Source organism: Burkholderia latens, assembly GCF_902499045.1.
Taxonomy (GTDB): domain Bacteria; phylum Pseudomonadota; class Gammaproteobacteria; order Burkholderiales; family Burkholderiaceae; genus Burkholderia; species Burkholderia latens.
This window is the reverse complement of record NZ_CABVPL010000016.1, coordinates 1-13,247: the sequence shown is the minus strand read 5'-3', so window position 1 is coordinate 13,247 and position 13,247 is coordinate 1. Positions and strand designations below refer to the sequence as shown.

Below are 13,247 nucleotides of genomic sequence, written 5' to 3'. Positions count from 1 at the left end.
CTCGTCTTGTGTTGATGTCGTCCACGCCGGTTGCGATCTGCTTCCGGCCCTCCCGGCGGGCCCGGTGACGGACGCGCCTTTACCCGCGGCGCGAAGCTGGTTCGCGCCGCACCTGCCCCTGTTGACCTGCCTTTGTTATGTTTGCTGCGTCACTGCGGTTCACTTCACGCCGCCGCACCCGCCCGAATGCACGCGACGCGCGCCGCCGAGCCGTGCCGCACTTCCGGCAGCGGCACGTCGTGCGCGCACGCGTCGATCGCGACCGGGCAGCGCGTGCGGAACGCGCAGCCGGACGGCGGGTTGAGCGGCGACGGCATCTCGCCCGCCAGCAGCATCGGACGGCGAGCACGCTCGCGCGCCGGCTCCGGCGTCGGCGCCGCGTCGAGCAGCGCCTTCGTGTACGGGTGCTGCGGCACGCCGTACACGTCATGCCGCGTGCCGAACTCCATCACGCGGCCGAGATACATCACGAGCACGCGCTGGCTGATGGCCTTCACCACCGCCAGATCGTGCGCGACGAACAGATAGGACAGCGACAGTTCGCGTTGCAGATCGCGCAGCAGGTTCACGATCTGCGCCTGGATCGACACGTCGAGTGCCGACACGGGCTCGTCGCAGATCACGAGCCTGGGCTCGCTGATCAGCGCACGCGCGATACCGACGCGCTGGCACTGCCCGCCGGAGAATTCATGCGGATAGCGCAGCAGGTGGTGCGCGTTGAGGCCGACGCGCTCGAGCATCGTCAGCACGCGGCGCCGCACTTCGGCGCGGCCGAGGCCCGCATGGTGCGTGACGAGCGGCTCCGCGACGATCTGTTCGATCGTCATGCGCGGATCGAGCGACGCGAGCGGATCCTGGAAGATCATCTGCACTTCGCGGCGCATCGCGGTGCCGCGCAGGTGGTCGGGCGCGACCGCTTCGCCGCGCCAGCGCACCGTGCCGGCCGTCATCGGCACGAGGCCGATCAGCGCGCGCGCGAGCGTCGACTTCCCGCAGCCCGATTCGCCGACGAGCCCGACGGTTTCGCCGCGCTTCACGTCGAACGACACGCCGTCGACCGCGCGCAGCGTGCCCTTCGGCGACCATGGATAGCCGCCGAGCGGCACGCGGAAATGCACTTTCAGATCATCGACGGACAGCAGCGTGTCGTCCGTCGCGCCGGCATGGCGGCGTTCATCGACGCTCATCGCAGCCCCTCCGTCAGATCGGCCAGCGGCCGGTGGCACGCGCGCACCGCGCCCGCCGCGCCATAGGTTTCGAGCGCGGGGCGCGCGGTGCCGCAACGCTCCTCCGCATACGTGCAGCGTTTCGCGAACGCGCAGCCGGACGGCGCGCTGCCGGGCATCGGCGGATTGCCGGGAATCGCGACGAGCGGCGCGTCGTCGGCGTCGGTCAGCCGCGGCAGCGCGTTGAGCAGGCCGATCGTGTACGGATGCGACGGCGCCGCGAAGATCGATTCGGCCGGCGCATATTCGACGGTGCGGCCCGCGTACATGACCATCACGTCGTCCGCGAGGCCGGCGACCACGCCCATGTCGTGCGTGATCAGCACGATCGCGGTGCCGCGCTCGCGGTTCAGCTCGCGCAACAGGTCGATGATCTGCGCCTGCACGGTCACGTCGAGCGCGGTGGTCGGCTCGTCGGCGATCAGAATTTCCGGCTCGGACAGGAGCGCCATCGCGATCATCACGCGCTGGCGCATGCCGCCGGAGAACTCGTGCGGATACATGCGGATGCGGCGCGCCGCGTCGGGAATCCGCACCGATTCGAGCGCGTCGATCGCGCGCTTCGTCGCTTCCTTGCGCGACAGCTTGCGATGCAGCTGCAGCGTCTCGGTCATCTGCCGCTCGATCGTCAGGAACGGATTCAGCGACGTCATCGGATCCTGGAAGATCATCGCGATCCGGTCGCCTCGCACCGCGTTCAGCGCGCGCGTATCCATGTCGAGCAGGTTCTCGCCGCGATAGCGCGCGGCGCCCGTCGTCGTGCCGTTGGCCGCCAGCAGGCCGAGCAGCGCCATCACGGTCTGGCTCTTGCCCGAGCCCGACTCGCCGACGATGCCGAGCGTCTTGCCGGCTTCGAGCGAGAACGACACGCCGCTCACGGCGTCGACCGGCGCGGCGTCCTTGCGCGTGAAGCGCACGCCGAGGTTTTCAACTTCCAGCAGAGCGGTCATGTCAGCGATCCTTCGGGTCGAGCGCGTCACGCAGGCCGTCGCCAACGAAGTTCACGCAGTAGAGCGTCACGCACAGCATGATGGCCGGCGCCAGCAGCAGCCACGGCATCGATTCGAGTTTCTGCGCGCCGTCCTGAATCAGCACGCCCCAGCTCGTCATCGGTTCCTGCACGCCAAGGCCGAGGAACGACAGCACCGACTCGGTGAGCACGATGTTCGGCACGGATACGGTCGCGTACACGACGACCACGCCGAGCAGGTTCGGCACGACGTGGCGCAGCACGATCGACGCCGGCGACACGCCGATCGCGCGCGCCGCATCGACGAACTCGCGGTTGCGCAGCGACAGCGTCTGGCCGCGCACGACGCGCGCCATGTCGATCCACGAGAACGCGCTGATCGTCAGCACGACCAGCATGAACGAGCGGCCGAACAGGGTCATCATCAGGATCGCGATCAGCAGGTACGGGATCGCGTACATCATGTCGACGACGCGCATCATCGCGGAGTCGACGCGGCCGCCCGCGAAGCCGGCGGTCGCGCCCCATGCGACGCCGAACAGGCCGGACACCAGCGTGCCGAGCAGGCCGACCTCGATCGATACGCGCCCGCCGATCAGCGTGCGCACGAGCAGGTCGCGGCCGAGCTCGTCGGTGCCGAACCAGTGCTGGTTCGCGAGCGTCGGCGGCAGGCTGATCGCGGCCCAGTCGCTCGCGGCAGGGTCGGCCGCGAGCAGCCACGGGCCGACGAAGCACGCGAGCGTGATCAGCGCGAGCAGCACGAGGCTGAACACGGCCGCGCGGTTGTGAAGGAAGCGCGCGAACGCGAGCGCGAGCGGCGAGCGCGAACGCGGCGGCGAGTCGGTCTGCACGGGCAGACTGACGACGGGAGTAGTCGGAGTCATCGCAGTGCCTCGCTCAATAACGGATGCGCGGATCGAGCCACGCGTACGCGAGGTCGACCAGCAGGTTGAACAGCACCGCGCAGACGGTCGTCAGCACGACGAGGCCGAGCACCAGCGTGTAGTCGCGGTTGATCGCGCCGTTCACGACGAGCTGCCCGAGCCCCGGCAGCGCGAACACCGACTCGGTGACGACGGCCGCGGTGATCGACGTGATGCAGACCGTGCCGAACAGCGACACGACCGGCATCAGCGCGGGCTTGAGCGCGTGGCGCAGCACGATCGTCGAGCCCGGCAGGCCCTTCGCGCGCGCGGTGCGGATGTAGTTGCTCGACAGCGTCTCGATCATCGAGCCGCGCATCACGCGCGCGAGCAGCGACACGTTGATGAGGGTCAGCAGCGCGATCGGCAGCAGCCGGTACCGCCAGCCGCCGTCGCCCCAGCCGCCGGCCGGCAGCCAGCCGTTGCCTTCCGACGTCTTCAGCAGGATCGCGAAGATCCACACCATGACGGGGCCGAGCACGAACGGCGGCACGACGTTGCCGAAGTTGCCGATCAGCATCACGAAGCGGTCGATCACGCTGTCGCGGCGCACGGCCGCGACGGTGCCAAGCAGCACGCCGACCACGATCGAGATCGGGATCGACACGCCGCCCACGCCGAGACTCACGGGCAGCGCCTTCTTCACGAGATCGTTCACCGACCAGTCGACGTAGCGGAACGACGGGCCGAGATCGCCTTGCAGCAGCGAACCGAGATACAGCAGGTACTGCTTCCACAGCGGCTCGTCGAGGTGGTACTTCGCGTTCAGGTTCGCGAGCGTCGCCGCGGACAGCTGCTTCTCCGTATCGAACGGACCGCCGGGCGTGAAGTGCAGCAGCAGGTAGCAGACGGTGATGACGGCGAGGATCGTCGGCACCGCCCACAACGTGCGCCTCAATGCGTAGGCCAGCATGATCGCTCCGCTCAGTGCTTGATCAGGTACATGTCCTGCGAAGCACGCATGTCGATCACGTTCTTCAGCGAGTAGCCGCCCACGTACGGCTTCACGAGGCGGTCGGCCGAGTACTGGAACAGCGGCACCATCGGCGTGTCCTTCATCGCCATGTCGTGCGCCTGCGTGAGCAGCGCGGCGCGCGCCTTGTCGTCGAGCTTCTGGTTGCCTTCCTCGACGAGCGTATCCATCTGCTTGTTGCAGTAGCCGACGGTGTTCTGCGAGCTGCCGCAGCGGATCAGGTCGAAGAAGGTCATCGCGTCGTTGTAGTCGGCGAACCAGCCGTCGCGCGCGATCTGCACCTTGCCGTCATGCCGCTCCTTCATCAGCACCTTGAACTCGACGTTCTCGAGCTTCGTGTTGACGCCGAGCTTCGTGCGCCATTCCGATGCGGCAAACAGCGCGACCTTCTTGTGCAGGTCGTTGGTGTTGTACGTGAGCGTGAACGACAGCGGCTTCGCGTCCGAATAGCCGGCCTGCTTCAGCAGGTCCTTCGCGGTCGCGACACGCTTGGCCATCGGCCACGACGCCCATTCCGGCGTGAACGGCTGCACGCCCTTCGTGCCGTTCGGCATCAGCCCGTACATCGGCTTCTCGCCGGCCTGCGTGAGCTTCGACGTGAGCACGTCGCGATCGATGACCATCGACAGCGCCTGCCGCACGCGCTTGTCCTTCAGCGCGGCATCGCTGTTGTTCAGGTAGTAGTAGTAGGTCGCGAGCTGCAGGCCCGGGCGCAATTCGCCGCCGAACTGCTTGCTGACCTGCTGGAAGATGCCCGACGGGATCGAGTAGCTGTAGTCGATCTGGCCGGCCTGGTACATGCGCATCGCGGTTTCGTCGCTTTCGATCGGCAGATACGTGACCTTGTTGATCACGACCTTCGACGCGTTCCAGTACTTCGCGTCCTTCGTCGCGACGATGCGATTGTTCGGCTGCCAGTCGACGAGCTGGTACGCGCCGTTGCTGACGATGTTGCCGGGGCGCGTCCATGCGTCGCCGAACTTCGCGACGGTGTCCTTGTTCACCGGTGCGAGCGGCGCCATCGCGGTCAGCTCGGGGAAGAACGCGACCGGCACGTCGGTCGTCACTTCGAGCGTGTACGGGTCGGGCGCGCGCACGCCGAGCGTCGTCGGCGCGGCCTTGCCGGCGATGATGTCCTTCGAGTTCTTGATGAACTCGACGAGGATCGTGTACTTCGAGCCCGTCTTCGGATCGACGAGGCGCTGCCATGAATAGACGAAATCGGCGGCCGTCACCGGCTGGCCGTTGCTCCACTTCGCATCGTGGCGCAGCTTGAAGATCCACGTCTGCGGCGTCTTGCGCTCCCACGACAGCGCGACGCCCGGCACGACCTGGCCGGCCGCGTCGATGCGCGCGAGCCCTTCGAACAGGTCGAGGCCGATCGTGTTGCCGGTCCACGACTCGATGTGTGCGGGGTCGAGCGACTCGACTTCGGCCGGCACCTGTCGCGTCAGGTCCTGTTGCGGAGCGAGCGCGACGTTCGACGGAACGGTCACGGCGTGAGCGGCGGGCGTCGTCAGGGCGAGCGCGGCCAGCACGGCCGACATGGCATGCAAGGATTTCATCGTGGCAGTCTTGAGAAGGTTGTTCGGTGAGCGTCGCGCGGCGGATGCCGCGGCTTACGCGTGAGACGCTGACGGGTGCAGCGATTGAGGAGGCCCGTGATTCTCGTATTGCATCTTAGTATTCCTTACGTTTCTTTCGACAGGCATCCCGTCGCGGAAACGAAGGAATACCCGTGCGTTAGAACAGCCGCGGCGTACCGACCCAGACCACCACCGACTCGATCTTCGCGGTGTTGACCCAGCTGTGCGGGACCGTCGACTGGTAGTGCGAACTGTCGCCGGCCTGCAGGACGAACGTCTTGCCTTCCAGCGTCAGCGACACTTCCCCTTCAATCACATACAGGAACTCCTCTCCCGCATGTGTCGTCACTTCCGACCGTTTCTGCCCCGGCGGCATCCGCACGAGGATCGCCTCGAGCTGACGCCCTTCGGACACGTTCGTCAGCCTCGCGAACAGGTTCGCCGAATCGGCGAATCCGAAGAAGCGCAGTTGCTCGCCTCTGCAGACCGAGCGCTCTTCGCTCGGCGTATCCACGAAGTACTGCACCGTCACGCCGAGCGCGTGGGCAATACCGGCCAGCGACGTCAGCGACGGCGACGCGAGCCCGCGTTCGACTTGAGACAGAAACGGCTTCGAAATCCCCGCGGCGGTAGCCGTGTCGTCGAGCGTGCGCTTCAGTCGTTGGCGCAACGCGCGAATCTTGCTGCCGAGTGCGACAGCGTCTGCCGCTCGCGAGTTTTCAGTGGGGGGAACCATAGCAGGCCGAAAAGTGGTCGTCAAAAAATGTTTGATGGAAAGTAACTAAGTTAATCCGAGATAGCTTAATCTTCGGCTTCGCACACGTCTTCGGTATTGAGCCCGGTGCACTAAACAGGGCCCGAAGCGAGCGAAACGACGCGCTATCTTGCCAGACTCGCCGGCTTCACAGGCAAGCTGCAAGCGGCTCTCCGGGAATCTGCGGAGAACCGGCGCGAAGCTTACAAGTAAATGATGAGACGAATGTTCCTGAAAGCTGCTGCCATATCAGGAGTTTCCCTGAGTGGCGCGGACCCGACGCACCGGACCGGCAAACGTTACCATTCGCGCGCCGGTCGGGGGCTCGCCCCGCCTTTCGACGCGGAGTCCGACCCCGGCCCGGGCTAACCCGCCCGACTGCTCCATCGCCGACGCAAAGCCTACCCGGCCACTGTGCTCCGGCGCCAGTTCGACCCCCAGGCGACGCGCGATCCGCGCCGTCCGTTTCAAACGAGATTGATGATGCACGCACCTGTTTCACAAACCCGATCGTTTACGACGGTCTTCCTCATCGAAATGTGGGAGCGCTTCGGCTACTACGGCATGGCCGCGCTCCTGGTCCTCTTCATGGTCGACCGGCTCGGTTTCACCGACAGCCATGCGAACCTGACGTGGGGCGCGTTTACCGCGCTCGTCTATGCGTCGCCGTCGATCGGCGGCTGGATCGGCGACAAGGTGCTCGGCGCCCGTCGCACGATGATCATCGGCGCGGCCGTGCTGTGCGCCGGCTACCTAATGCTGGCGGTGCCAAACGATGCGCTCGCGTACATGTACGCGTCACTCGGCGTGATCGTCGTCGGCAACGGCCTGTTCAAGGCCAACGCGGCGAACCTCGTACGCCGCATCTACGAAGGCGACGATGCGCGCATCGACAGCGCGTTCACGATCTACTACATGGCCGTCAACATCGGCTCGACCGTGTCGATGCTCGCGACGCCGTGGATCAAGGATCACTGGGGCTGGCACACCGCGTTCGCCGTCTGCTGCGCCGGCATGCTGCTCGCGATCCTGAACTTCATGCTGATGCACCGCACGCTCGCGCACATCGGCTCGCAGCCGGACGACGAGCCGATCCGCTGGAAGCGCCTCGGCGCGGTGGCGGCTGGCGGCGTCGCGCTCGCGCTGGTCACGCTGTACGTGCTGCAGCACAAGCAGCTCGCGGTCGCGAGCGTGTGGACGGCCGCGTTCGCGATCCTCGCAATCTTCGCGTACATGATCGCGAAGTCGGAGCGCTCGGAGCGCGCGGGCCTGATCGCGGCGCTCGTGCTGATCGGCCAGGTGATCCTGTTCTTCATCTTCTACGTGCAGATGTCGACGTCGCTGACGCTGTTCGCGCTGCGCAACGTCGATCCGCGCTTCATCCTGTTCGGCACGACGCTGTTCACGTGGAGCGCCGCGCAGTTCCAGGCACTGAACCCGATCTGGATCATGATGCTGAGCCCGGTGCTCGTGTGGATCTACAACGCGGTGTCGAAAAGCGGCCGTGACCTGCCGGTCGCCGCGAAGTACGCACTCGGCTTCGGCGCGGTGGCCGCGGGCTACCTGGTGTTCACGATCAGCGGCCGCTACGCGGTGGACGGCCGCGTGTCGTCGTGGTTCATGGTGTGGGGCTACGGCCTCTACTCGCTCGGCGAACTGCTGGTGAGCGGCCTCGGCCTCGCGATGATCGCCCGCTACGTGCCGGCGCGCATGAGCGGCTTCATGATGGGCGCGTATTTCGTCGCGACGGGCGTGTCGCAGTATCTGGGCAGCGTCGTCGCGAACTTCGCGCAGATGCCGTCGCACGAACTGCCGGCCACCGAATCGCTGCCGCTCTACCTGTCGCTGTTCGAAAAGCTCGGCTGGCTCGCCGCGATCGGCATGCTGCTCGCGCTGCTGCTGCTGCCGATGATGAACCGCCTGTCGCGCCAGCATCAACGCTGCGCGGAAGAGCGCCGCGACGAAGAAGCGGTGCAGGCGCAGGCTATGGCGTCGGCGCAGTAAGTACTATCCCTCGGCGTGCGGCGTGCACGCCACATTCTCCCGCCGGCGCGGCCAGCACGTCCTACACTGGTTGCAACGGCGCATCCGCTCCGTCTCGATGCGCACTGGCGGGAGAAGGTCATGAAAAGCAAAACGACTCGGCTGTTGAGGATTCTGTCGGACATCCGGCACGCGCAGCGCTGCACCGCGATACGCGCAGCCCGGGCCGCGGCCGAAGCCGACGCGGTGCTCGCGCAGCAGGACGAGCCGAAGTCAGACGAGCGCGACGAAGCCGAATCCGACGACCCGACCACCGCCCCCCGCTCCCGTATCGGCTCACCTCACTGACCGCACCGGCGCCGCGCGGCGCCCCGCACGCCGCTGGTGCGCTCGTCCATTCTCGCGCGCCGCTCACGCGGCCGCGCCGCGCCAGCGCGCGAACCACGCTCCCGAACCGGCCACGGCCATCATCAGCCCGACCGCGCATGCGTCGGCCGCGACGCCCACGCCGATGTGCCGCAGCTCGGCGTCGTTCGCGACCGGATGCAGCAGCGAATCGATGACGAGCGAAATCGCCGCGCCCGCGACGAAGCAGATCAGCCCGCGCCGCCCGACCGCGACGACGGGCTGCACGGCCTGCGCGATGCGCGCGATCCAGCCGTAGCGCACGCAATCGGCCATCAGCCATGCGATCGCGGCGAAGCTCACGATGCGCGGCAGCGCGAGATCGCGCTTGAGCACGCCTTCCGGCACCGGCAAGCCCGAGAACAGCTTGTAGCTCGCGCAGCCGAGCACGATCGCGCACGCGAGACCGGTCGCCGCGGCGCCCCAGCGGCCGAGCGCGACGTGCCGGTAGAACGGCTGGCAGCGCGCGAGCACGCCGGCGACGAACATCAGTTGCCATGCGAACGGGTTGAAGCTCCAGCGGAACGCGTCGGTGTCCAGCAGCTCGCGGCCGAGCCAGCCGGCCGCGAGCCACGACGCCGCGCTGAACGCGACGAGCTGCCACGGATGGCGGCGCGCGAACGGGACGATGACCGGCGACGCGAGCGCGAACAGCACGTACATCGGCAACACCGACGCGAGATACGGCTGGCGCTGGAACGTGAGCAGCTCGGCCGCGCCCGTGAGCGGCGACGCGAGCATCACGCTGACGTCGTCGAGCGCGAGATTCGGCGCGTCGATCCCGTAATGGTCGAGCACCGCGGACACGACGAGCATCAGCGTCGACGTCGCGAGAAACGCGCGGTAGATCTGCATCGCGCGGCGCACGAAACGACGCTGCGCGGCGCGCGCGCCGTGGCGGTCGGCGATCGCACCGTATGCGCTCGCGGTCGCGAAGCCGCCGAGGAACACGAACACTTCCGCCGCGTCGCACAGCGCGAACGTGTGCAGCGTCACGCGCGACAGCAGGCTCGCGCCGATGTGATCGACGACGATCATCAGCAGCACGATGCCGCGGAAGAAGTCGACCTCGATCAGGCGAGCGCCGCGGGCCGGCGGCATCGGGACGGCAGGCGGCGCGTTCAACGACATGGCCGCACCTGCACGACGACGGTGCAGCATGCACCGCTTGAAAATCCGGCAAGGAGAAGGCGAGCGCGGTCAGCCGCGATACGCGTATGCCCGCATCGCGCCAACCCGGTCGGCCGGGCACGGAGATGACCGTTCATGGAAAAGCTGCATACGAAGAGAAGACGGTCAGATCAGTCTATGGCCGATTGGGGGATACCCTAAGTAACAAAGTGCAACGGAATCTTGTGTTCGATTACACCGGTGACAACGGCGATACAGAATTGGCGGGGCAGCCAGACTGGCGTCAGCGCGATGCCAGTCCGGTGTCAGCAGCGCGAGTGAACGCGCGAATGTCGATGCGCGACGCGTTTCGCACGGCATGGCTGTCGCGCTTGCGTCGTGCGCGGCGGCGTTCAGCCCCGCGCGGGCAGACGCCGCATCAGCATCGCGCTGTGCCACGCGGTCAATGCAACTGCGACCCAGATCGGGCCATAAGTCGCGAGTTGCGCGATGCTCAGCGTTTCGCCGAGCAGCAGCAGCGACACCGCGACGAGCAGCACGGGTTCGACGTAGCCGAGGATCCCGAACAGCGCCATCGGCAGCATCCGGCTCGCCTTCAGGTAGCTCGCGAGCGCGAGCGTGCTGAGCACGCCGAGGCCCGGCAACAGCACGGCCCACAGCAGCGGACGATGGGCGACCGCCGTCGGGCTCGCCGACACCATCGCGAACGCGACCGGGCACAGCAGCACGATCTCGAGCGCGAACGCGGCCAGCGAATCGGCGTTGATCCGGCGGCGCAGCACGAAATACGGCGGATAGCCGAGCGCGACGACGAGCGTCGGCCACGCGAACGCGCGGGTCGCCCACACCTCGTGCGCGACGCCGAGCGCCGCGCATGCGACCGCCATCCACTGCAGCGGATCGAGCCGTTCGTGATAGTAGAAGCGGCCGACGATCACCATCGTCAGCGGCAGCAGGAAGTAGCCGAGCGACACTTCGAGCATGCGCCCGTGCAATGGCGCCCACAGAAACAGCCACAGCTGCAGGCCGAGCAGCGCCGCGCTCGCCGGCAGCGCAACCAGCAACCGCCAGTCTCGCAGGCCGCGCCTCACGAGTTCGACGAGCGCCGGCCAGCGGCCGCGCAGCGCGATCAGCGCGAGTGCGCCCGGCACCGTCCACAGGATGCGCCACGCGAAGATGTCGAGCCCGGTGAGCGGCGCGAGGAGCTTCGCGTACGCGGACATCAGCGCGAACAGCGTCGACGCGATCACCGACAGCGCGATCCCGCGCCCGGCCTCCGGATACCCCGTCATGTCGTTTTTTTACCTTATTGCTGCTGGAAGCGCTCGAAGCGCTTTTCGATCCGGCGCTCCTCGAACGTGACTTCGGTCACGCGCGCGGACGGCGGCCCGTGACGCAGCCACGCGAGCATCCGGTCGATCTGCGCGCCGGGGCCCTGGATCATCGCCTCGACGCTGCCGTCCTCGAGATTCGCGACCCAGCCGCGCAGCTTCAGCGCATGCGCCTCGCGCACCGTCGCGTGACGGAAACCGACGCCCTGCACGACGCCGCGCACCCGCACGTAGTAGGTCTCGATCCGTTCGTCCAGTTCATTGCGGCTCATCGCGTCGCCCTCCCGTCGTGCATTCCGTTCAAGCCCGGCATTGTAGTCGCGTCGGCCGCTTCGCACACGGGCCGGCGGGTCTGGCGCGCGCGGGCGTCGCTGCCCGGGCCCGCACCATCGCGCGGGACGACCGTCGCGAGCGCGCGGCACCGGAAACCGCAGTTGGCGCAACCCGCCGCGGCGGGGCCCCCGGCATTCAGTCCGGCTCCTGGTGCGGCCGCGACGCGCGCGCGCATTGGCTGCTCGCCGGTGCCTGCGAGCCCGAGCACGGCGCTCGCGTCGCCGTGCGCGCCGACCACGTACAATCTCGCCGACGCACAACCGCCGCGCCGCGCGCGGCACTGAAGGAAACGCATGACTGATACCACCCGCGATCTCGTTCTCGTCACCGGCGCGTCCGGTTTCGTCGGCTCGGCCGTCGCACGCATCGCGCAGCAGAAGGGCTATGCGGTGCGCGTGCTGGTGCGCCCGACCAGCCCGCGCACGAACGTCGCGGATCTCGACGCCGAGATCGTCACCGGCGACATGCGCGACGAGCAGTCGATGCGCGCCGCGCTGCGCGGCGTGCGCTACCTGCTGCACGTGGCGGCCGACTACCGGCTGTGGGCGCCGGATCCGGACGAGATCGAGCGCGCGAACCTCGAAGGCGCGGTCGCGACGATGCGCGCCGCCCGTGCGGAAGGCGTCGAGCGGATCGTCTACACGAGCAGCGTCGCGACGCTGAAGGTCACGAGCGCGGGCGACCCGTCCGACGAGAACCGGCCGCTGACCGCCGAGCAGGCGATCGGCGTATACAAGCGCAGCAAGGTGCTGGCCGAACGCGCGGTCGAGCGGATGATCGCCGACGAAGGGCTGCCGGCCGTGATCGTGAACCCGTCGACGCCGATCGGCCCGCGCGACGTGAAGCCGACGCCGACGGGCCGCATCATCGTCGAAGCCGCGCTCGGCAAGATTCCCGCGTTCGTCGACACGGGGCTGAACCTGGTGCACGTCGACGACGTCGCGCACGGCCACTTCCTCGCGCTCGAGCGCGGCCGGATCGGCGAGCGCTACATCCTCGGCGGCGAGAACCTGCCGCTGCAGCAGATGCTCGCCGACATCGCGCAGATGACGGGCCGCAAGGCGCCGACGATCGCGCTGCCGCGCTGGCCGCTCTACCCGCTCGCGGTCGGCGCGGAGGCCGTCGCGAAGTTCACGAAGAAGGAGCCGTTCGTGACCGTCGACGGGCTGCGGATGTCGAAGAACAAGATGTACTTCACGTCGGCGAAGGCCGAGCGCGAACTCGGCTACCGTGCGCGCCCGTACCGCGAAGGGCTGCGCGACGCGCTCGACTGGTTCGGCTCGGCGGGCTACCTGAAGTAACACAAAGCGGCGCAAACCGCGCCGCTTTGCGCACTTTGTTACACGTCGGCGACGGACCGGCACCGGCGCAACGGTTAAAATCGCGGGTCTTACGCAGAGAAGACACGCATGAACCTGAACGATCAGATCGATTCGCTGAACGCGGGCGTCGATCAGCTCCTCCACGATCACCACGCCGCGCAGCAGGCGGCACGCAGCGCGGAAGCGTTCGCGCGCGCCGCTGCAGCGGAAGCCCAGGCCGCCGCCGCGCGTCACGCCGCCGCCGAGGCCGAAGCACAGGCCGCCGCGCAGCGCCACACGGCCGCAGCCGCCGACGCCGAAGCCGCACAGC

At 67.8% G+C, this 13,247-nt stretch carries 12 protein-coding genes and 1 pseudogene; 4 read left to right on the top strand and 9 right to left on the bottom strand.

Going from position 1 to position 13,247, the window contains the following annotated elements:
• Positions 1-164: 164 nt before the first annotated feature.
• The 6 genes from BSE24067_RS13620 to BSE24067_RS13595 all read right to left on the bottom strand — a co-directional run bounded on the left by BSE24067_RS13620 (position 165) and on the right by BSE24067_RS13595 (position 6,414).
• Complete coding sequence (locus tag BSE24067_RS13620; RefSeq protein WP_170297480.1) at positions 165-1,187, bottom strand: ABC transporter ATP-binding protein; 1,023 nt, start codon at positions 1,185-1,187, stop codon at positions 165-167.
• Positions 1,184-2,176: an ABC transporter ATP-binding protein gene (locus BSE24067_RS13615; protein ID WP_151065029.1), complete on the bottom strand. Its 993-nt coding sequence runs from the start codon at positions 2,174-2,176 to the stop codon at positions 1,184-1,186. The genes BSE24067_RS13620 and BSE24067_RS13615 overlap by 4 nt, the downstream gene beginning before the upstream one ends.
• A gap of 1 nt (position 2,177) precedes the next feature.
• Positions 2,178-3,080 (bottom strand): ABC transporter permease, encoded by a 903-nt coding sequence (locus BSE24067_RS13610; RefSeq protein ID WP_151065030.1) that lies wholly within the window; start codon positions 3,078-3,080, stop codon positions 2,178-2,180.
• Between the two features lie 13 nt (positions 3,081-3,093).
• On the bottom strand, positions 3,094-4,032 hold the full coding sequence (locus BSE24067_RS13605) for an ABC transporter permease subunit (protein ID WP_151065031.1): 939 nt from the start codon (positions 4,030-4,032) through the stop codon (positions 3,094-3,096).
• Between the two features lie 11 nt (positions 4,033-4,043).
• The gene (locus BSE24067_RS13600) at positions 4,044-5,657 is read right to left on the bottom strand and encodes a peptide ABC transporter substrate-binding protein (protein ID WP_151065032.1); all 1,614 of its coding nucleotides are present in this window, start codon (positions 5,655-5,657) and stop codon (positions 4,044-4,046) included.
• Positions 5,658-5,835: 178 nt separating this feature from the next.
• Positions 5,836-6,414 (bottom strand): cupin domain-containing protein, encoded by a 579-nt coding sequence (locus BSE24067_RS13595; protein WP_151065033.1) that lies wholly within the window; start codon positions 6,412-6,414, stop codon positions 5,836-5,838.
• Positions 6,415-6,912: 498 nt separating this feature from the next.
• Between BSE24067_RS13595 and BSE24067_RS13590 the strand changes: the two genes are divergently transcribed.
• Both BSE24067_RS13590 and BSE24067_RS13585 read left to right on the top strand, forming a co-directional pair.
• Positions 6,913-8,436 carry a peptide MFS transporter gene (locus BSE24067_RS13590; RefSeq protein WP_151065034.1) on the top strand — a complete coding sequence of 508 codons (1,524 nt, stop codon included), beginning with the start codon at positions 6,913-6,915 and terminating at the stop codon, positions 8,434-8,436.
• Between the two features lie 120 nt (positions 8,437-8,556).
• Positions 8,557-8,763 carry a hypothetical protein gene (locus BSE24067_RS13585; protein WP_151065035.1) on the top strand — a complete coding sequence of 69 codons (207 nt, stop codon included), beginning with the start codon at positions 8,557-8,559 and terminating at the stop codon, positions 8,761-8,763.
• 63 nt (positions 8,764-8,826) lie between these two features.
• Here the strand turns inward: BSE24067_RS13585 and BSE24067_RS13580 are convergent, their stop codons facing one another.
• From BSE24067_RS13580 to BSE24067_RS13570, 3 genes are all read right to left on the bottom strand, one after another.
• The gene (locus tag BSE24067_RS13580; protein WP_151065036.1) at positions 8,827-9,951 is read right to left on the bottom strand and encodes an OpgC domain-containing protein; all 1,125 of its coding nucleotides are present in this window, start codon (positions 9,949-9,951) and stop codon (positions 8,827-8,829) included.
• Positions 9,952-10,343: 392 nt separating this feature from the next.
• The gene (gene rarD / locus BSE24067_RS13575) at positions 10,344-11,243 is read right to left on the bottom strand and encodes an EamA family transporter RarD (protein ID WP_151065037.1); all 900 of its coding nucleotides are present in this window, start codon (positions 11,241-11,243) and stop codon (positions 10,344-10,346) included.
• 14 nt (positions 11,244-11,257) lie between these two features.
• Complete coding sequence (locus tag BSE24067_RS13570; protein ID WP_060108687.1) at positions 11,258-11,554, bottom strand: acylphosphatase; 297 nt, start codon at positions 11,552-11,554, stop codon at positions 11,258-11,260.
• A 354-nt stretch (positions 11,555-11,908) separates the two neighbouring features.
• On the opposite strand from BSE24067_RS13570, the gene hpnA reads away from it, so the two are divergent.
• Together hpnA and BSE24067_RS13560 are read left to right on the top strand one after the other, a co-directional pair.
• On the top strand, positions 11,909-12,916 hold the full coding sequence (hpnA, locus tag BSE24067_RS13565; protein ID WP_151065038.1) for a hopanoid-associated sugar epimerase: 1,008 nt from the start codon (positions 11,909-11,911) through the stop codon (positions 12,914-12,916).
• 108 nt (positions 12,917-13,024) lie between these two features.
• Positions 13,025-13,247: pseudogene (locus BSE24067_RS13560) on the top strand (phage tail protein); the annotation flags it as partial.